The 18,405-nt window shown below is 73.7% G+C and carries 16 protein-coding genes; 9 read left to right on the top strand and 7 right to left on the bottom strand.

The annotated features are described in order from the left end of the window. Window positions 1-9: 9 nt before the first annotated feature. On the bottom strand, window positions 10-1,116 hold the full coding sequence (locus OG276_RS25595) for an RNA polymerase sigma factor (protein WP_266909041.1): 1,107 nt from the start codon (window positions 1,114-1,116) through the stop codon (window positions 10-12). A 175-nt stretch (window positions 1,117-1,291) separates the two neighbouring features. On the opposite strand from OG276_RS25595, the gene OG276_RS25590 reads away from it, so the two are divergent. Together OG276_RS25590 and OG276_RS25585 are read left to right on the top strand one after the other, a co-directional pair. Next, window positions 1,292-1,873 (top strand): hypothetical protein, encoded by a 582-nt coding sequence (locus OG276_RS25590; protein WP_266909040.1) that lies wholly within the window; start codon window positions 1,292-1,294, stop codon window positions 1,871-1,873. Next, window positions 1,870-2,853, top strand: a complete 984-nt coding sequence (locus OG276_RS25585) for a nucleotidyl transferase AbiEii/AbiGii toxin family protein (RefSeq protein WP_266909039.1) — start codon at window positions 1,870-1,872, stop codon at window positions 2,851-2,853. The genes OG276_RS25590 and OG276_RS25585 overlap by 4 nt, the downstream gene beginning before the upstream one ends. Here the strand turns inward: OG276_RS25585 and OG276_RS25580 are convergent. The 3 genes from OG276_RS25580 to OG276_RS25570 all read right to left on the bottom strand — a co-directional run bounded on the left by OG276_RS25580 (window position 2,850) and on the right by OG276_RS25570 (window position 6,635). Continuing rightward, a complete protein-coding gene (locus tag OG276_RS25580) occupies window positions 2,850-4,955 on the bottom strand; it encodes a molybdopterin oxidoreductase family protein (protein ID WP_266909038.1) in 2,106 nt (701 codons plus the stop codon). The genes OG276_RS25585 and OG276_RS25580 overlap by 4 nt on opposite strands. A gap of 228 nt (window positions 4,956-5,183) precedes the next feature. Next, window positions 5,184-6,005, bottom strand: a complete 822-nt coding sequence (locus OG276_RS25575) for a glucose 1-dehydrogenase (protein WP_266909037.1) — start codon at window positions 6,003-6,005, stop codon at window positions 5,184-5,186. A gap of 15 nt (window positions 6,006-6,020) precedes the next feature. Next, on the bottom strand, window positions 6,021-6,635 hold the full coding sequence (locus OG276_RS25570) for a vancomycin high temperature exclusion protein (protein WP_266913105.1): 615 nt from the start codon (window positions 6,633-6,635) through the stop codon (window positions 6,021-6,023). Between the two features lie 721 nt (window positions 6,636-7,356). Between OG276_RS25570 and OG276_RS25565 the strand changes: the two genes are divergently transcribed. From OG276_RS25565 to dnaG, 4 genes are all read left to right on the top strand, one after another. Next, window positions 7,357-8,091 carry a sirohydrochlorin chelatase gene (locus OG276_RS25565; RefSeq protein WP_266909036.1) on the top strand — a complete coding sequence of 245 codons (735 nt, stop codon included), beginning with the start codon at window positions 7,357-7,359 and terminating at the stop codon, window positions 8,089-8,091. A gap of 77 nt (window positions 8,092-8,168) precedes the next feature. Then, the gene (locus tag OG276_RS25560) at window positions 8,169-9,512 is read left to right on the top strand and encodes a deoxyguanosinetriphosphate triphosphohydrolase (protein WP_266909035.1); all 1,344 of its coding nucleotides are present in this window, start codon (window positions 8,169-8,171) and stop codon (window positions 9,510-9,512) included. Between the two features lie 93 nt (window positions 9,513-9,605). Further along, complete coding sequence (locus tag OG276_RS25555) at window positions 9,606-10,880, top strand: NAD(P)/FAD-dependent oxidoreductase (RefSeq protein WP_266909034.1); 1,275 nt, start codon at window positions 9,606-9,608, stop codon at window positions 10,878-10,880. Window positions 10,881-10,914: 34 nt separating this feature from the next. Continuing rightward, window positions 10,915-12,846 (top strand): DNA primase, encoded by a 1,932-nt coding sequence (gene dnaG, locus OG276_RS25550; RefSeq protein ID WP_266909033.1) that lies wholly within the window; start codon window positions 10,915-10,917, stop codon window positions 12,844-12,846. Here dnaG and OG276_RS25545 read toward each other — a convergent pair. Together OG276_RS25545 and OG276_RS25540 are read right to left on the bottom strand one after the other, a co-directional pair. After that, window positions 12,843-13,505: a response regulator transcription factor gene (locus tag OG276_RS25545; RefSeq protein WP_266909032.1), complete on the bottom strand. Its 663-nt coding sequence runs from the start codon at window positions 13,503-13,505 to the stop codon at window positions 12,843-12,845. The genes dnaG and OG276_RS25545 overlap by 4 nt on opposite strands. Next, window positions 13,502-14,812: a sensor histidine kinase gene (locus OG276_RS25540; RefSeq protein ID WP_266909031.1), complete on the bottom strand. Its 1,311-nt coding sequence runs from the start codon at window positions 14,810-14,812 to the stop codon at window positions 13,502-13,504. The genes OG276_RS25545 and OG276_RS25540 overlap by 4 nt, the downstream gene beginning before the upstream one ends. 206 nt (window positions 14,813-15,018) lie before the next feature. On the opposite strand from OG276_RS25540, the gene OG276_RS25535 reads away from it, so the two are divergent. Then, complete coding sequence (locus tag OG276_RS25535) at window positions 15,019-15,435, top strand: DUF2690 domain-containing protein (protein ID WP_266909030.1); 417 nt, start codon at window positions 15,019-15,021, stop codon at window positions 15,433-15,435. Window positions 15,436-15,532: 97 nt separating this feature from the next. Here OG276_RS25535 and OG276_RS25530 read toward each other — a convergent pair whose 3' ends face one another. Further along, window positions 15,533-15,961, bottom strand: coding sequence for a gamma-glutamylcyclotransferase family protein (locus tag OG276_RS25530; protein ID WP_266913103.1), 429 nt, complete (start codon window positions 15,959-15,961; stop codon window positions 15,533-15,535). 310 nt (window positions 15,962-16,271) lie between these two features. Here OG276_RS25530 and OG276_RS25525 point away from each other — a divergent pair, with 310 nt between their 5' ends. Both OG276_RS25525 and OG276_RS25520 read left to right on the top strand, forming a co-directional pair. Next, on the top strand, window positions 16,272-16,982 hold the full coding sequence (locus OG276_RS25525) for a hypothetical protein (protein ID WP_266909029.1): 711 nt from the start codon (window positions 16,272-16,274) through the stop codon (window positions 16,980-16,982). Further along, the gene (locus tag OG276_RS25520; protein ID WP_266909028.1) at window positions 16,979-18,256 is read left to right on the top strand and encodes a HAMP domain-containing sensor histidine kinase; all 1,278 of its coding nucleotides are present in this window, start codon (window positions 16,979-16,981) and stop codon (window positions 18,254-18,256) included. The genes OG276_RS25525 and OG276_RS25520 overlap by 4 nt, the downstream gene beginning before the upstream one ends. The last annotated feature ends 149 nt before the right edge of the window (window positions 18,257-18,405 follow it).

The raw sequence follows: 18,405 nt of genomic DNA, 5'->3' as shown, positions 1-18,405 counted from the left end.
CGTACGGGCTCAGTCCAGATAGCCGCGCAGCTGGTCCGCGAAGGCGTGGTCGCGGAGCTTGTTGAGGGTCTTGGACTCGATCTGGCGGATCCGCTCCCGGGTCACCCCGAAGATCCGCCCGATCTCCTCCAGGGTGCGCGGCCGCCCGTCGGCGAGCCCGTAGCGGAGCTGGACGACCTTGCGCTCCCGCTCCCCGAGGGTGGAGAGCACCGCTTCGAGGTGCTCGCGGAGCAGGAAGAACGCGGCCGATTCGACCGGGGAGGCGGCGTCCCCGTCCTCGATGAGGTCGCCGAGCGCGACATCGTCCTCCTCGCCCACGGGGGCGTGCAGGGAGACCGGTTCCTGCGCGAGGCGCAGCACTTCCAGGACCCGCTCGGGGGTCAGCTCCAGGTGGACGGCGACCTCTTCGGCGGTGGGTTCGTACCCCCGCTCCTGGAGCATGCGGCGCTGGACGCGCACGACGCGGTTGATCAGCTCCACGACGTGGACGGGGACCCGGATGGTGCGGGCCTGGTCGGCCAGTGCCCGGGACATGGCCTGGCGGATCCACCAGGTGGCGTAGGTGGAGAACTTGTAGCCGCGGGCGTAGTCGAACTTCTCGACGGCGCGGATCAGTCCGAGGTTCCCCTCCTGGACCAGGTCGAGCATGGTCAGTCCGCGGCCGACGTAGCGCTTGGCCACGGAGACGACGAGCCGCAGGTTCGACTCGATGAGGCGGCGCTTGGCCATGCGGCCCATGACCACGAGCTTGTCGAGGTCGAGGGTGAGCTGCAGGTCGAGCGGGGCTCCGCTGCCGAGCTTCTCCTCCGCGAACAGGCCCGCTTCCACGCGGCGCGCGAGCTCGACCTCCTCGACGGCGGTGAGCAGCGGGATCCTGCCTATCTCGCGCAGGTACTGCCGGAAGAGGTCGGCGGACGGTCCCGCTCCGCCGGAGCCTTCCGCCGGGCGCTTGCGCGGCGTGGGCACCTTCTCCATCAGCTCCAGGACTTCTGGCTCCTCGGGCTCCTCCGCCTCCTCCTCGTGCACGGCGTCTGCCTCCGCCCCGGGCTCGGGCTCTTCGGCCGCGGGCACTTCGGCGGGCGGGCTGACGGTGACGGTCAGGCTCTGGGTCTGCACGGGGGCGACCTCCACAGGGCTCCGAGGACGGGTGCACCGCACCTCAGTGTGGGGTACGACACATCGCTGCCACGAGGGGCGTGCGACCACTTTCTGGGTCCGGTGCGTGACCCATCGTTACCCCCGGACCGGAACCCCGATGCGGATCGGACGCATGTCCGAGAGGATCGTGGTCATGTCTGTGTACGAAACCCATGTCACCGTGCGCTGCCCGGACCCGGTGGAGTTGGCGCGGCTCGAATCGTGGGCCGTGGAGCGGGAGTTGAAAGTCACGCACATCGTGCTGGCCCGGGGCCGGATGACCTCGCAGCCGATGCTGACGCTGCCCGACCGGGGCGGGCACGAGGTCCTGGTGCCCCGGCTGCGCGCGGCCGGCTTCGACCCGGTCCGGGTCAAGGTGGAGACGGTCCCGTGGACCACGGAGCCCCCGGGGCCGGGCGGCGGCTACTTCGAACACCATCTCAAACTGCGGCTCCCGGTCGACTGGGACCGCCCGGCCCTGGAGTCCCTGGCGGTCCGGCACGCGGCCCACGTCTCCTGGAACGCCCGCCGGGTCCTGCCGGGGGCGCGGCAGGAACGTTTCGTGACCCAGCGGTGGTGGGGTACGGCGGCGGAAGCGGGGGCGGCGTGCGATGCGCTGGTCGCGGCGCTGGCCGGGGCCGGGTATGAAATCCGCTCGGAGGAGCGGGAGTTCGTGCTGTACGACAGCGACCTGTCGGTGGACGACGGGTGGATCGAGGAGGGGGACCCGCGATGAGCGGCCAGGAGTGGAAACCGTCGATTCCGGGCGGTCCGGACGATCCCGCGGAGGCGGCGGCGGAGCAGCGGCGACGGAGGGACGAGCGGCCCCGGACCCTGCGGACGGGCGACCGGGGCGATCCGACCGCGGTGGCCTTCGATCCCGCCCTCAAGCACTTCTCCGAGGCGTACCGGCCGCTGGATCCGGTGATCCCGGAGCCGGCGGCGCGAGAGGCCTGGCGGTCGGCCCGGCGGACGGCGATGGACGTGGCGTTGCGTGCGGTCGGGGCCTCCGGCGACGCCGATTCGGTGGTGCTGCGCGGCAGCATGCTGATGGCGCAGTGGTTCGGGAAGATCGCGCGGGAGCCGCACGACCTGGACTTCGTCGTGGTTCCCGCGGACTGGATGATCGAGGAGGACCGCACCGGGCGCCTGCTGGACGCGATCGCGGCCGGGGCCGAGCGGCTGGCCCCGTACAGCGGCCTGGTGATGCCGGCTTCGGAGGCGGTCTCCGAGTACATCTGGACGTACGAGCGCGTTCCGGGGCGCAGGCTGGTCCTGCCCTGGTCGGCACCGGGGATGCGGGGCGGCCAGGTCCAGCTGGACTTCGTCTTCAACGAGCCCCTGCCCGCCCTGCCCGAGCCCGTGGTGGTGGCGGGGGTCCCGCTGCTGGGGGCCACCCGGGAACTGTCCCTCGCCTGGAAGCTGTTGTGGCTGGCCGGGGACCTGTACCCGCAGGGCAAGGACCTATACGACGCGGTTCTGCTGGCGGAGGGCTGCGCGCTGCCGTACCCGCTGCTGGCGGAGGTGTTCCGGCTCTCCGGCGAATTCGAGGTCGGCGGGGGCGGGCAACCGGTCCCTGCCCCCGCGCACTTCGAGGAACTCGCGCGGACGGACTGGGCCGCGTTCCACACGGAGTACCCGACGATCCCCGGCTCCGCCGAGTCCTACGCGGAGCGCCTGCTTGCGGCGCTGGCGCCCACCTTCGCGGAGCGTTAGGCCGGTTCCACCCGGACCGCGCAGACCTTGAACTCCGGCATCCGGGACACCGGGTCCAGCGCCGGGTTCGTCAGGGTGTTCGCGCGGCCCTCGCCCGGCCAGTGGAAGGGCATGAAGACGGTGTCCGCGCGGATGGTGTCCGTGATCCGGGCCGGGGCCACCGCGCGGCCGCGCCGGGAGGTGACCGCGAGGGGGGCTCCGTCGACCGCGCCGATGCGGGCCGCGAGGCGCGGGTGGAGTTCCACGAAGGGGCCGGGGGCGGCTTCGTTGAGCTCGTCCACCCGGCGGGTCTGCGCGCCCGACTGGTACTGGGCGACGACCCGGCCGGTGGTGAGGAGGAGCGGGTACTCCGCGTCCGGGACCTCGGCGGCGTCGCGGTGGGTGACGGGCACGAAGCGGGCCCGGCCGTCCTCGGTGGCGAAGCGGTCCAGGAAGAGGCGCGGGGTGCCGGGGTGGGGCTCGGCGGCGGGGCCGGGCTCCGCCGGACAGGGCCAGAAGACGCCCTGTTCCGCTTCGATGCGGGCGTACGTGATGCCCGAGTAGTCCGCCGGGCCGCCCGCCGAGGCGCGGCGCAGCTCCTCGAAGACCTCCTCGGCGTCGGTCGGGAAGGCCTTCGGCATGCCGAGGCGGGTGGCCAGGCCGTGCAGGACCTCCAGGTCGGAGCGGACCCCCGGCGGCGGGGTCAGGGCCCGGCGGCGCAGCAGGACGCGGCCCTCCAGGTTGGTGGTGGTGCCGGTCTCCTCCGCCCACTGGGTGACCGGGAGGACCACGTCGGCCAGGGCCGCCGTCTCGGACAGGACCACGTCGGCGACGGCCAGGAAGTCCAGGGAGCGGATGCGGTCCTCGATGTGGCCGGCGCGCGGGGCCGAGACCACCGGGTTGGAGCCCATGAGGAGGAGGGCCTTGACGTCCCCGCCCAGTGCGTCGAGGAGTTCGTAGGCGCTGCGGCCCGGGCCGGGGAGCGTGTCGGGGTCGATCCCCCAGATCCCGGCGACGTGGGCCCGGGCCGCCGGGTCGGTCAGTTTGCGGTAGCCGGGGAGCTGGTCGGCCTTCTGGCCGTGTTCGCGACCGCCCTGGCCGTTGCCCTGGCCGGTGAGGCAGCCGTAGCCGGAGAGCGGGCGGCCGGCCCGGCCGGTGGCGAGGCAGAGGTTGATCCAGGCTCCGACGGTGTCGACGCCCTTGGACTGCTGCTCGGGGCCGCGTGCGGTGAGCACCATCGCGGATTCGGGGGCACAGAACATCGCCACCGCCTCGCGGAGCTTGGGCACCGGCACTCCGGTGATGCGCTCCACCAGCTCCGGCCAGTGCGCCATCGCGCCGGCCCGGGCCTCCTCCCAGCCGCTGGTGCGCTCGGCGATGAACGCCTCGTCGGTGTGGCCGCCCGCGACGACGAGGTGCAGCAGGCCGAGCGCCAGCGCGAGGTCCGTGCCGGGGCGCGGGGCCAGGTGCAGGTCGGCTTGTTCGGCGGTGCGCGTGCGGCGCGGGTCCACCACGATCAGCGTGCCGCCGTTCTCGCGGAGTTCCCGGAAGAAGCGGAGCGCGGGCGGCATGGTGTCGGCGGGGTTGGAGCCGACGAGGATGACGCAGCCGGTCCGGGGGATGTCCTCCAGCGGGAAGGGCAGCCCCCGGTCGAGCCCGAAGGCCCGCTGGTGCGCGGCGGCGGCGGAGGACATGCAGAACCGGCCGTTGTAGTCGATCTGCGAGGTCCCCAGCGCGATGCGGGCGAACTTTCCGAGGGCGTACGCCTTCTCGTTGGTCAGCCCGCCGCCGCCGAACACCCCGACCGCGTCGGCCCCGTACGACCGCCGCGTGCGGGCGAGGCCCTCGGCGACGGCGTCCAGGGCCTCCTCCCAGGTGGCCGGCTCCAGCCGCCCTGCGTGGGTGCGGATGAGCGGCTCGGTGAGGCGCACCCGGGAGGAGAGCACGGCGGGGGCGGTACGGCCCTTGCCGCACAGCGCGCCCCGGTTCACGGGGAAGTCGGCACGCTCCTCCACCAGCACGCCCGCGCCGCCGGGCTCGGGGCGGAGGTTCATGCCGCACTGCAGCGCGCAGTACGGACAGTGCGTGGCGGTGGCGGCGGTGACGGCGTCCGGCTTGTGCATGGAGCCCAGCGTGCGTCGGCGGTGTTACGCCGACGGCCGCCCCGCGTTACAAGTCGGCGTGCTCCACCTCAGCGCGGCCCGGCGGCTCCGGTGAGGAGGCCCGGCGCTCCGGAGGGGGCCGGGGATCCCGGCGTACACGATCCGGTCGCCGGGGCCGGGGGTCCCGGCGCACACGATGCCGGCGCCGGGCCCGGGGTCACTGGCCCGTGCCCGGCGCCGGGCCCGGGGTCACTGGCCCGTCAGGTACTTCACCGTGAGGCCGGCCGTCCAGCCGCCGTCGACCGCGAGCTCGGCGCCGGTCATGTAGCCCGCGGCGTCCGAGAGGAGGAAGGCGACGGCGGCGGCGATCTCCTCGGGGAGGCCGACGCGGCCGAGGGGGGCGCCGGGGTAGTTGCCCTCGCCCGCCTGGATGCCGACCGGGGCCGTCATCGGGGTGAGCGTCATGCCGGGGTGCACGGAGTTGACGCGGATCTTCGACTCGGCGAGCTCGACCGCGCCGATCTTCGACAGTCCGCGCACGCCCCACTTGGAGGCCCCGTAGCCGGCGGTCAGGGCGAGGCCGGTGAGGCCGGCGGCGGAGGAGATGTTGACGATGGAGCCGCCGCCGTTCTCCCGCATCAGCGGGATCGCGGCCTTGATGCCGATGAAGACGCCGACGAGGTTGATCTCGACGACCTTGCGGAAGTGCTCGACGCTCTCGTGCTCCAGGAACTGGCCGGTGGCGATGCCGGCGTTGTTGACCAGTCCGTCGATGCGGCCGAACTCGGCGAGGGCGAAGGCGAGGGCCGCGTCCCAGTCGGATTCGCTGGTCACGTCGTGGCGCAGGAAGCGCGCCGCGTCGCCGAGCTTGGCCGCCGTCTCGGCTCCCTCGGCCTCCAGGACGTCGGTGATCAGCACCTTGCCGCCGCCCTCCACGACGGTCTGCGCGGCCGCCGCGCCGAGGCCGCGGGCCCCACCGGTGATGACGACGACCTTGCCGCTCAGATCCACAACAGCCACGGTTCCACACCCCTGACGCACGAGACAGATCGGTATATGACTAATCGGCATATGCCGATCGCGGCGTCAGTCTGCCAGAGAGGCCAGGGCCCGCGACACCCCCTCTTCCTTCGGCCCCAGGAACCGCGGCTCCGGCTCGAAGACCGCGTCCATGGCCGCCTTGCCGGCGGCGAAGACCTCGCGGGCCCCGCCGTAGTACCAGGTCGCGTCGTGCACGTCGGACACCCCGACCCCGTACACGTCCACGCCCGCGGCCCGGCACAGCGCGACGGCCCGGCGGATGTGGAAGCCCTGGCTGATCAGCACCGCCCGGTGCACGCCGAAGACCTCCCGGGCCCGGACGCAGGAGTCCCACGAGTCGAATCCGGCGTAGTCGCTGACGACACGGGCGTCGGGCACCCCGTGGCCCGTCAGGTACGCGCGCATCGCGTCGGGCTCGTCGTAGTCGGTGCGGCTGTTGTCGCCCGTGACCAGGACGACCTTGACCTTCCCCGCGCGGTAGAGCTCGACCGCGGCGTCGAGCCGGCGCGCGAGGTACGGGGTGGGCCGGCCGTTCCACAGCCCGGCGCCGAAGACCACGGCCACCTCGGCGGCGGGCGCGTCGGCGGTGGTCCGCAGCCGGGGCCCGGCGGACGCGTGCGTCCACGCCGAGGGCAGCAGGGCCAGCACGCAGAGCGCCATCACCACCTGGACGGCCCTCCGCCGGGCGCGCACGGTCCGGGGCACGGTGATCCGTACGGCCCTCAGCCGCTCCCATGCCGCCCCCGGCAGACCTCGTAGTGCTGCGCGCCTCAATGCGATCCCCTTGCTGGTGGTGCCGGTGGTCCAGCTGTTGCCGGTCCTACTGCCGCCGGTCCTGTCGTCTACGGACGCGTGTACGGTCCCGGCGGTTGCCCGGTGCCCCCTGCCCCGGGCCTCACGACAGGGACCGCACCACGGCCTGCGCCGCTCCCCGGCCCAGCGCCGGCAGCGGGAAGGAGACCCACGCCAACCGCAGTTCGGGCTCCGCCTCCCGGTGGTGCTGCCGGAAGCGGCGGTGAGGAGCGCCGCGGACGCCAGGGCGACCAGCAGCCAGACCGTCACCTCACGCGCGCGCACGCCGAAGGCCCCGGGAGCCCGCGCACCGGCAAGCGCGCCCCGACCCCACCCCGCCGTCCACCCCCCTGTGAGCAGGTGGCAAACACCCGTCACGCCCGCGCAACGCATCGGCAACCTGCCGCGCGCAGGATCGGTTCATGACGGAGCCGGCGCATCCTCCCGAGTCCCCGCCCCAGCCCCTCCCACCACGGCCCCTCCCACCACTGCCGCCCGCGACCACGGCGGAGCTGCTGACCCGGATCACCGCCCAGCTCGGTACGCAGCTCAGAGGTCTGCGCCCCCGACACCACGCAGGAGTCCCGCCATGCAGCAGCCCGCCCTCGTCGCCGTGGCCCACGGCAGCCGCGATCCGCGTGCCCTCCACACCGTCGAAGCCCTGCTCGAACGGGTCCGCGAGCTCCGTCCCCGCCTCGACGTCCGGCTCGGTCACATCGAGCTGAACCACCCGCTGCTGGACCACACCCTCGACCGGACCGCCGGGGCCGCCGTCCTGGTGCCGCTGCTGCTCGGCCGCGGCACCCACGTCAAGCGGGACCTGCCGGCCGCCGCCGCCCGCGCCGGGCATCTGCGGACCCGCGTCGCCGCCCCGCTCGGGCCGCATCCGCTGCTCGTCGAGGCACTGTACGAGCGGCTCGTGGAGGCCGGCTGGAGCGCCGGGTCGGCGGTGGTGCTGGCCGCCGCCGGGTCCCGCGACCCCGACTCCGCCGCCGATGTGCGGGCCACCGCCGACCTGCTCTCGGAACGCCTCGGCGGGGTGCCCGTGGTGGCCGCCTATGCCTCGGGCACCGCGCCCGGAGTGGCCGCCGCCGTGCGGGCGCTGGCCGCGCGGGGGCTCCACCGGGTCGCGGTCGCCTCCTACTTCACCGCCCCGGGCCGTTTCGCCGCGGAGAGCGCCGCCGCCGCACCGGGTCCGGCCGCCGCCCCGCTGGGGGCCCATCCGGCGCTGGCCCGGCTGGTGCTCCAGCGCTACGACGAAGCCGCCGCCGCGCTCGCAGCGCCCGTAGAGCGGGAGCAGCCGCTCGAACTGGCCACCGCGTAACGGTCGGGTTGGTTCGCAATCGCTCGGATTGCTCCTCTTGACTCGTCTTGTCGGCCCGTGCGGTTACCGTTTGGACCATGGAAGGCATGGAAGGCACCACCGCACCTGTCCGACCCGCCCTCGACCTGCCCGGCGAGCCGTACGATCCCGCCGATACCGAGCGCTGGGCCACCGAGCCCGACAAACGGCCCGGGCGGACCGCCTTCCAGCGCGACCGCGCCCGCGTGCTGCACTCCGCCGCCCTGCGCCGGCTCGCCGGGAAGACGCAGGTGGTGACCCCGGGGACGCGTTCGTACGACTGGGACGCGAGTCCCCGTACGCGGCTGACGCACTCCCTCGAATGCGCCCAGGTCGGCCGCGAGCTCGGCGCCGCGCTCGGCTGCGATCCCGATCTGGTCGAAGCCGCCTGCCTGTCGCACGACATGGGGCACCCGCCCTTCGGCCACAACGGCGAGGAGGCGCTCAACGAGTTCGCCAAGGACTGCGGCGGCTTCGAGGGCAACGCTCAGTCGCTGCGCCTGCTGACCCGGCTGGAGCCCAAGCGGTTCGTCCCCGATCCGCAGACCGGCACCCTGGTCAGCGTCGGGCTCAACCTCACCCGGGCCTGCCTGGACGCCGCCACCAAGTACCCCTGGGCGCGCGGGGACCACCCCACCGACCCGGGCTCGGTGAAGTTCGGCGCCTACGAGGACGACCTGCCCGTCTTCGAGTGGCTGCGCCGCGGCGCGCCCGCGGACCGCAAGTGCTTCGAGGCGCAGGTCATGGACTGGTCGGACGACGTGGCGTACTCCGTCCACGACTTCGAGGACGGCCTGCACGCCGGCCACCTCGACCCGAACCTGCTGTTCGCCGAGCCCGAGCGCACCGAGATCTGGCGCGTGGCCATCGGCCGGTACGTGCCCTCCGACACCGAGCCGGAAGAGCTCCGCGAGGCCCTGGACCGCTTGATGGAGCAGGAGTGGTGGCCGCACGGGTACGACGGCTCGGCCGTGGCCCAGGCCCGGCTGAAGGACGCGACCAGCCAGCTGATCGGCCGCTTCTGCCTGGCCGCCGAGGGCGCCACCCGGCAGGCGTACGGGACCGGCCGGCTGACCCGGTACGCGGCGGAGCTGGTGGTGCCCCGCGAGGCCCGCAACGAGTGCGCCGTACTGAAGGCGGTGGCCGACCTGTACGTCATACAGCGCGACGAGCAGGAGCGGATCCGCGCCGATCAGCGCATCGTCCTGGCCGAGCTCGCGGAGGCCGTCAGCGCCCGCGCACCCGAGGGTCTGGACCCCCAGTTCCGCGCGATCTTCGACGAGGCCCCGGACGACCGGGCCAGGAAGCGGGCGGTCGTGGACCAGATCGCGGCCCTCACGGACGCAGCCGCACGCTCCCTGCACGCCCGCCTCACCCAGCGCGCGCGACGCGCCGAAGGGTGAGCCGATCGGGCCACTCCCCCTTCACGCGGCAGGCTCGGTGCGGGACGCTCGCATGTGCCCGCATGTGGCGCAGAGGTTATGAGGAGGCATCAGGTGGTCGACGCACACCGGACGTTCGTCATCGTCGGCGCAGGGCTCGCCGGAGCCAAAGCGGCCGAAACGCTGAGGTCCGAGGGGTTCACGGGGCGGGTGATCCTGATCGGAGACGAGCGTGAGCATCCCTACGAGCGGCCGCCGCTCTCCAAGGGGTACCTGGCGGGCAAGGAGGAGCGCGAGAGCGTCTTCGTGCACGAGCCGTCCTGGTACGCGGCCTCCGACATCGAGCTGCACCTCGGCCAGCCCGCGGTCCACCTCGACCGGGACGCCAAGAAGATCGTCCTCGGCGACGGCACGGCGCTGCCCTACGACAAGCTGCTGCTCGCCACCGGCGCCGAACCGCGCCGGCTCGACATCCCCGGCACCGAGCTGGTCGGGGTGCACCACCTGCGCCGGCTCTCGCACGCGGAGCGGCTCCGCAAGGCCCTGGCGGGCCTGGGCCGGGACAACGGGCACCTGCTGATCGCGGGCGCCGGCTGGATCGGGCTGGAGGTCGCCGCGGCGGCCCGCGGGTACGGGGCCGAGGTCACCGTGATCGAGCCGGCCCCGACCCCGCTGCACGCGGTGCTCGGTCCGGAGGTCGGCCGGCTCTTCGCCGACCTGCACACCGAGCACGGGGTCCGCTTCCACTTCGGCTCCCATCTGACGGAGATCGTCGGGCACGACGGCATGGTGCTGGCGGCCCGTACGGACGACGGGGAGGAGCACCCGGCGCACGCGGTCCTCGCGGCGATCGGGGCCGCCCCGCGGACCGCGCTGGCGGAGACCTCGGGCCTGGCCCTGGTGGACCGGGAGCACGGGGGCGGGATCGCCGTGGACGCCTCGCTGCGCACCTCCGACCCGGACGTCTTCGCGGTCGGGGACGTGGCGGCCGCGCACCACCCGGTGCTGGGGACCCGGCTGCGGGTGGAGCATTGGGCGAACGCGCTCAACGGCGGTCCGGCCGCCGCGCGGGCGATGCTGGGGCAGGAGGTCTCGTACGACCGGGTTCCGTACTTCTTCTCCGACCAGTACGACGTGGGCCTGGAGTACTCGGGGTACGCCCCGGCGGGCGGCTACGACCAGGTGCTGATCCGCGGGGACGCGGGCAAGCGGGAGTTCATCGCCTTCTGGCTCTCGGACGGCAGGGTCCTGGCCGGGATGAACGTGAACGTGTGGGACGTCACGGAGGACATCCAGGCCCTGATCAGGTCGAAGGCGCCCGTGGACCGGGAGAGGCTGGCGGATCCGTCGATTCCGCTTTCGGCCCTGGTTCCGGCGGAAGGGGCCTGACGGGATTGCCTCCGCCCGGCCGTAGACTGGCGCGGTGGCAGGACGGATCAACGACGACGACGTGAAGGCGGTACGGGACGCGGTCCCGATCGACGCCGTGGTCTCCGAGTACCTCCAGCTGCGCAACGCGGGCGGCGGCAACCTCAAGGGCCTCTGCCCCTTCCACGACGAGAAGTCCCCGTCCTTCCAGGTCAGCCCCAGCAAGGGCTTCTACCACTGCTTCGGCTGCCAGGCGGGCGGGGACACCCTCGACTTCGTCATGAAGATCGACCACCTCTCCTTCTCGGAGGCGGTGGAACGCCTCGCCGGCCTGGCCGGCATCACCCTGCGGTACGAAGAGGGCGGCTACACCGCCGGCAGCAGCGGACGCGGCGAGCGCATCCGGCTGGTCGAGGCGCACAAGGCCGCGGCCGAGTTCTACATGGACCAGCTGGGCAGCGCCGAAGCCGAGATCGGCCGCAAGTTCCTGGCCGAGCGCGGCTTCGACCAGGCCGCGGCCCAGCACTTCAGCGTCGGCTACAGCCCGGCCGGCTGGGACCACCTGACCCGTTTCCTGCGCGGCAAGGGCTTCACCGACAAGGAACTGATCACCTCGGGCCTGTCCCAGGACAGCCGCAGCGGCAAGCCCATCGACCGCTTCCGCGGCCGGCTGATGTGGCCCATCCGCGACATCAGCGGCGAGGTCGTCGGCTTCGGCGCGCGCAAGCTGCGCGACGACGACAACGGGCCCAAGTACCTGAACACCCCCGAGACGGCCATCTACAAGAAGTCCCAGGTGCTGTACGGCATCGACCTGGCCAAGAAGGAGATCGCCAAGACCTCCCGGGCCGTCGTGGTCGAGGGCTACACCGACGTCATGGCCTGCCACATGGCCGGGGTCACCACCGCGATCGCCACCTGCGGCACGGCCTTCGGCGGCGACCACATCAAGATCCTGCGCCGGCTCCTCATGGACAACGCGACCGCCGAGGTGATCTTCACCTTCGACGGGGACGCGGCCGGGCAGAAGGCCGCGCTGCGGGCCTTCGAGGACGACCAGAAGTTCGCCGCGGAGACCTCCATCACCATCGCCCCGGGCGGCATGGACCCCTGCGACCTGCGCCTGGCCAAGGGCGACGCGGCCGTGGCGGGGCTGGTCGAGGCCCGCACCCCGCTGTTCGAGTTCGCGCTGAAGCACATCGTGGCCCGGCACAACCTGGAGAACCCGGCGGGGCGGGCCGCCGCGCTGGAGGAAGCCGCCCCGATCATCAAGAAGATCAAGAACGTCGCGATCCAGCACGAGTCGGCGGTCCAGCTCGCGGGCATGCTCGGCATGCGCGACGAGCAGTTCGTGGTCAAGCGGATCGCCCAGCTCGACCGCTGGGCCCGGGAGCGCGGCAACCAGCCCCAGCAGCAGCGCCGGGGCCAGTCCGGCGGCTCCGGTCACTCCAGCCACTCCAGCCACTCGTACGAGGACATCCCGGCGCCGTCCGGCGGCCCCACGGGTCCGGCGCTGAACCTGCGCAGCCCCGCGCACATCACCGAGCGCGAGCTGCTCAAGCTGGCGCTCCAGCGCCCCGCCCTGGTCTCGCCCGCCTTCGACGCGTACGGGATGGACGAGTTCACCGCCCCGCCCTACGCGGCCGTCCGCCAGGCCATCCTGGACGCCGGCGGCGCTTCGCTCGGCACCGAGGACTACGTGACCCGGGTCCGGGACGCCGCGCCGAACGACACCGTCCGCGCGCTGGTCACCGAGCTCGTCGTCGAGGCCATCCACGCGAAGACCGTGGACGAGGTCTACGCCGGGGTCCAGCTGGTGCAGGTCCGCCTCCGCGCGGTCGACCGCCGGGTCCACGAGATCCAGGGCACCTTGTCCCGCCTCGGCCACCAGGACGCGCCGGAGCAACTGGCAGCGGTCCAGGAGGAGCTGTGGGTGCTCCAGCAGTACGGCCGGCGCCTGCGCAACCGCGGCGCGGAAGGCCTCTAGGCCCCCGGAACGACCAGGCCCGTCTCATACGCCACGACGACGGCCTGGGCCCGGCTGTCCAGGGCCAGCTTGCTCATCGTCCGGTTGAGGTGGGTCTTGACGGTCGCCTCGCTGATGAAGAGCAGCTCGGCGATCTCCGTGTTGGACAGCCCGCGCGCCGTCAGCCGCAGCACCTCGCGCTCGCGGGCGGTGAGGGCGTCGAGGGCGGCCGGGGTGTCCGGCACCGGGTCCGCGCGGTTCACGTAGGACTCGATGAGGCGCCGCGTCACGCTCGGGGCGAAGAGCATGTCGCCGCGGGCCACCGCCACGACCGCCTCGATCAGCCGCTCCGGGCCGGTGTCCTTCAGCAGAAACCCGGAGGCTCCGGCGCGCAGGGCCGCGTACACGTACTCGTCGAGATCGAAGGTGGTCAGGACGAGGACCCGGGGCAGCGGGTCCACCGACGCCGCGAGGATCCGCTCGGTGGCGGCCGGGCCGTCGAGGCCGGGCATCCGGATGTCCATCAGGATCACGTCCGGGCGGGTGGCGGCCGCGCGGACCACGGCGTCCTCGCCGTCCTCGGCCTCGCCGACCACCTCGATGCCGGGCGCCGCCTGGAGCAGCGCCGCCAGTCCGGCCCGAATCAGGATCTGGTCGTCGACGACGAGGACCCTGATCACGACGCCGGCCGGTTCTCCGGGCCGGGGGGACGCGCGGTGGTGTCCGGCGCGGCGGTGACCGGCAGGGTGAGGCGCACGCTGAATCCCCCCTCGGTCCGCGGGCCGACGACCACTGTTCCGCCGTAGAGCCTCGCGCGTTCACGCATGCCGATCAACCCGTGCCCCGGCCCCGGGGCAACGTTGGCCTGATCTGATCGGCGCGCATCGGCGGCCGCTCCGCCGCCACCGCCGTCGTCGGTGACCGTGACCACCAGGGTGTGCGGGAGGTACGCGACGAGGACGTCGACGCACGCCGCCGGGGCGTGCTTGATGACGTTGGTGAGGGCCTCCTGGGCGACCCGGTACGCGCACAGCTCCACACCCGGCGGCAACGGCCGCGGGGTGCCGTCCGTCCGCAGTTCCACCGCAATGCCCGTGTCCCGCACCCGCTGCGCCGCCTCCGCCAGGCCCGCCAGGCCCGGTATCGGCGCGTACGGGGTCCGCTCGTCGCCCCGGTCGCCGTCCGCGGTGGGGTCGCGCCGGCCGTCCGGTTCCTCGTCCCCGCCCGAGCGCAGCAGCGTCAGGATGCGGCTCAGTTCGCGCAGCCCCTCGCGGCTGGTCTCGGCGATCGTGCCGAGCGCCGCCCGGGCCTTCTCCGGCGCGGCCGGGAACACGTAACCGGCCATCCCCGCCTGCACGCTGATGACGGACATGTGGTGGGCGACGATGTCGTGGAGCTCGCGGGCGATGCGCCGCTGCTCCTCGGCGACCGCGCGGCGGGCCCGCCACTCCTGCTCGCGGTACAACTCGGCGGTGACGGCGGCCAGCTGACGGTTGCGCTCCTCGAGCAGGCGGGCGCCGTTGCCGAACGCCCACACCACCCCCGGGACGCACAGGGCCTGCAGGACCGCCACCCACAGCTCCATCGCGGGTTCGCTCAGCCCGCTGAGGAAGATCACGGCCACGACCAGAGCCGCGGCGCACACGGCGACGGCACGGGGCGGGCGGCGGGACGCGACCCCGTACAGCGCGACCAGGGGGCCCCAGAAGTTGAGGGAAGGCGCGTACCCGGCGGCCAGGTACCCGGCGTAGGCCAGGCAGCACGCGACGAGGACGGACACGGGGGCGGTCCTGCGGGCGGCGAGCGGCAGTCCGACCAGCGCGGTGTACAGGTGGGCGGTGGCGTCGAACCGGGGCCAGCCCGCCGGGTGGTACTGCTCTCCGGTGACCGCCGCGACGCCGGTCAGGCCCACGGCCAGCAGGGCGTCCACCAGCCGGGGATCGAGGGAGCGGAACCGGTCAGCCGCCGGCCAGGCCCTGGTGCGCATCGGCGAACCCTACGCGGGGCGTTGGCAGTGGTCGTCATACCAGGGGTGTAGTCGGCGGCGGCACCCTTCTGCCGCAGAGGTTTACCGGTGAGGTCCACTCTGCGGTTGACGCCGGGCGGGGGTCGTCCGGGGGACCGTACGGGTGTTCAACCGACGGCACGCCGGCCCGGTGCGCCGATCGCCTCTACGCCACACAGGGGGATTCCATGCAGTTCACCAAGAAGGCCGCCGTCATGGCGGCGGGCGTCGCACTGTTCGCCGGCCTCGGCCTCACGGGCACCGCCGCGCAGGCGGCGGGCACCGGGGTACTGGCCTGCTCCACGAGCAACGCCGTCACGCCGATTCCGACGGTCAAGGTCGACAACACCATCGTCATCGAGCTGCGCTACAGCACGTCCTCGCGCTGCGCGTGGGGCCGGATCACCAACGCCGACCCGGGCGACCAGGTCTGGGTGGACCGTTCCAGCAACGGCGGCACCACCTGGGCCGGTCCGTGGGGCGTGACCACCGTGCAGAGCGGCACCGACACCCACACCCCGGCCTACAACGACGCGGGCTACAAGATGCGGGCCTGCGCCAAGAACGACAGCACCGGCACCGTGCGGTGTACCGGCTGGTACTAGGACCTTCACTGCCGTGCGTACGCCCGCCCACGGGGGGCGGGTGGCCGCACGGACGGGTACCGCTGCACGGCCGGGGGGGGGGCGGCCAGGACACCCACTAGCGGCGCAGCCAGTCGCCGCCCGGGATGCGGGTGCCGGAGCGGGCCAGGTGGTGGGCCAGGCGCGGGGCGGCCAGGTAGACCCAGGCGCGGACGGGGGTGCCGTCGGGGCGCAGGGCCCGGCGGGTGGTGCGGTCGTAGATGTTGGCGGGGTGGCCGGGGCCCGCGTACTCCTCCAGCAGGTCGAGCGCCGCGAGGAGTTCCCCGTACGCCCCGGGGGCCGGGGTGATCAGCTCTCCGGCTACGGCGGAGCCGGGGCGGTCCACGGCGTACGGGTAGCCGGGGCCCTCGTACAGGGCCGCGTCCGGGAGGCGGGCGGGCTCCTCGGCGGCCGTGCGGCCGCGCAGGAACAGGTCGTGGTTGACCTCGCCGGGGCGCAGGGTGCCGTAGACGAAGAAGGGGAGCTCCTGCGACTCGTCCGACTCCACCGGCTCGTCCCGCTCATCCGCCTCGTCCGGCTTCTCCGACTCCACCGGCTCCTCCACCCGCGGAATCGTTCCTTCGGCGTGGCCTTCCGGCCGATCGGCCGATGTCATGCGGACCTCCCACGATTCAGGCTGAGCTGCTGACCGGGCTCCCACCGGCCGCCGGCCGGGCCGGAAGTCCCGGCTTCGGACGCGGGAGCCCGCCTACGCACCGCCCTTGCACAACCGCCCGGTCCCCGTGACCGGCTCCGTCTACCGCCAGTCTGCCTCCCCGCGCCCCGCCCTCCCCCACCACCCGACGGTTCCGCTCCCCATGAATCGACCGACCCGCCACAGCCTCGCCGCAGCCGCTCTGCTCTGCATCGGCCTCGGCGGCTGCGCCGCGCCCGGGGGCCTCGGGCACGGCGAGGTCGTGCAGCCCGTGATCTCCCAGCCCCGGCCGAAGCCGCTGTGGCCCTCGTGGACCGGGTCCCCGAGCTCCGGCGGTACGGCGGTGGCCGGCCGGGTGCCGCCGCCGCAGCCGCTCGAGGGCGGCCCGGCCGTGGGACCGGAGGGGATCGAGAAGGTCGACGTGATGGCCGTGCTCCGCGCGGACAAGGCGATGAAGCGCTTCGGCGACGGGAAGAGGATCGAGGGTCCCGGCAGGGCCGGAGTGCGGCCGGCCCGGTTCGCGGACCTGACGGGCGACGGCAAACCCGAGCTGATCCTCGCCGCCGACACCCAGAGCGGGCGTTCGGTGCTGAGCGTCTACACCGCGGCCGGCGGGAAGGTCGTTCCGATCCTCTTCACCAGCGGCCGGCGGATGACCGCCGAGGTCCTCGGCACCGACCTGCTGGTCCGCACCACCGACGACGACGGCTCCGCGCACGACATCCGCTACCACTGGGACGGCCGGCGGATGAGCCTGCTCAGCGACGAGCACAGGTTCGGCAACGCCATCTCCGGCCGGGGCTCCGGCACGTGCCCGGCCCCGCCGCCGAGCGGCCCCGACTCACCCGCCCCCACGAAGCAGGCCGGCGGGTGAGGCGCTTCCTGCTCCGCTGCCGCAGGCTCCTGCACTCCCTCGGCCTGCGCTGGAAGATCTCCGTCCTGCTCGCCGTCGGCTGCTCGCTCGTCGCGCTCACCATCGGCATCCTGATCCACGAGGCACGCGCGAACCAGGTGGCCGACTCGGCGCGCAAGAGCGCCCTCGCGCAGCTCGTCCGGGTGCGGCAGGTGTACGAGCTCACGGGCCAGCTGGACTTCGACAAGGTCGGGGAGGCCGACGCGCGCCTCGACTGCCCGAGCCTGCCCGAACCCCTGCGGCAGGCCGCCCTCGCCGGACAGCGCACCACCTACCTCGATCTGCACGGCCGCCACCCGGCGGTGTGGGCCGCCCGGTCGGTCGGCGGCAGCCAAGTGCTCTCCGTACGCCAGCCGCTGGCCGCCGAACAGGCGGAACTGCGGGACCTCGACCAGCAGTTGCTGGCCTTCGGTGCGGTCGTCGTCACCCTCGCGGCGATCGGCGGAGCGGCACTGGCCAGCCGGCTGAGCAAGGACCTGCGGTCGGCGGCCGAGACGGCCCGGCGGATCAGCACGGGCGAACTGGACGCACGGATAGGCCCGTCGGGCGTACCGGGGACGCGGAACGAGGTGGCCGAACTGTCCGCGGCGGTCGACACGATGGCGGCGAGCCTGCAGCGGCGGCTGGTGGCGGAGCAGCGGTTCACGGCGGACGTGGCGCACGAGCTGCGGACCCCGCTGACCGGGCTGCTCACCGCCGCCGAGCTGCTCCCTCCGGGGCGGCCCACCGAGCTGGTGCGCGACCGGGTCGCGGCCCTGTGCAGTCTGACGGAGGACCTCCTGGAGGTGGCCCGGCTGGACGGGGACCGGGAGGTGGCCCAGCTGGACATCCACCCCCTGGGGCCGCTGGTGGAAGCGGTCACCCGGCGTTCGGGGGTGGAGGCGCAGGTCCTGGGCGCCGCCGACGGGACGGCCCGCGTCCGCACGGACGTCCGGCGGCTGGAGCGGATCCTGACGAACCTGCTGGTCAACGCCCGCAGGCACGGCGGGGACCCGATCACCGTGACGGTCGCCGGGAACACGGTCACCGTCCGGGACCACGGTCCGGGCTTCCCGCAGACCCTGCTGCGGGACGGCCCGCAGCGGTTCCTGACGGGCGCGACCGAACGCGGCCAGGGCACGGGCCTGGGCCTGACCATCACCCTGGGCCAGGCCCAGGTCATCGGCGCCCGGGTCACCCTCACGAACCCCACCCCCACCGGCGCCGCGGCCACCCTCACCCTCCCCCCGGCCTAACCCCTCGGGCCCCACCGCCCCTTTCCGACCGCGGCGGCGACCCGCACCCGCGAGGCCACCGTCACCCGGACGGGGTGGGGCCCCACAAATGCCCCCACACCTCTCCCACCTGCGACAACAGCCCACCGCCCCCACCCCCCACCCCCAAT

It is taken from the genome of Streptomyces sp. NBC_00086, from assembly GCF_026343255.1.
GTDB lineage: Bacteria > Actinomycetota > Actinomycetes > Streptomycetales > Streptomycetaceae > Streptomyces.
Note: the sequence above shows the minus strand (reverse complement) of the source record. Positions and strands in the feature narration are given on the sequence as shown.

Coding starts and splice junctions, on each gene's coding strand:
- OG276_RS25590 (WP_266909040.1), top strand. CDS start 1,292: ATGTCTGTGTACGAAACCCATGTCACCGTGCGCTGCCCGGACCCGGTG.
- OG276_RS25585 (WP_266909039.1), top strand. CDS start 1,870: ATGAGCGGCCAGGAGTGGAAACCGTCGATTCCGGGCGGTCCGGACGAT.
- OG276_RS25580 (WP_266909038.1), bottom strand. CDS start 4,955: ATGCACAAGCCGGACGCCGTCACCGCCGCCACCGCCACGCACTGTCCG.
- OG276_RS25575 (WP_266909037.1), bottom strand. CDS start 6,005: ATGCCGATTAGTCATATACCGATCTGTCTCGTGCGTCAGGGGTGTGGA.
- OG276_RS25570 (WP_266913105.1), bottom strand. CDS start 6,635: ATGGCGCTCTGCGTGCTGGCCCTGCTGCCCTCGGCGTGGACGCACGCG.
- OG276_RS25565 (WP_266909036.1), top strand. CDS start 7,357: ATGCAGCAGCCCGCCCTCGTCGCCGTGGCCCACGGCAGCCGCGATCCG.
- OG276_RS25560 (WP_266909035.1), top strand. CDS start 8,169: ATGGAAGGCATGGAAGGCACCACCGCACCTGTCCGACCCGCCCTCGAC.
- OG276_RS25540 (WP_266909031.1), bottom strand. CDS start 14,812: ATGCGCACCAGGGCCTGGCCGGCGGCTGACCGGTTCCGCTCCCTCGAT.
- OG276_RS25535 (WP_266909030.1), top strand. CDS start 15,019: ATGCAGTTCACCAAGAAGGCCGCCGTCATGGCGGCGGGCGTCGCACTG.
- OG276_RS25525 (WP_266909029.1), top strand. CDS start 16,272: ATGAATCGACCGACCCGCCACAGCCTCGCCGCAGCCGCTCTGCTCTGC.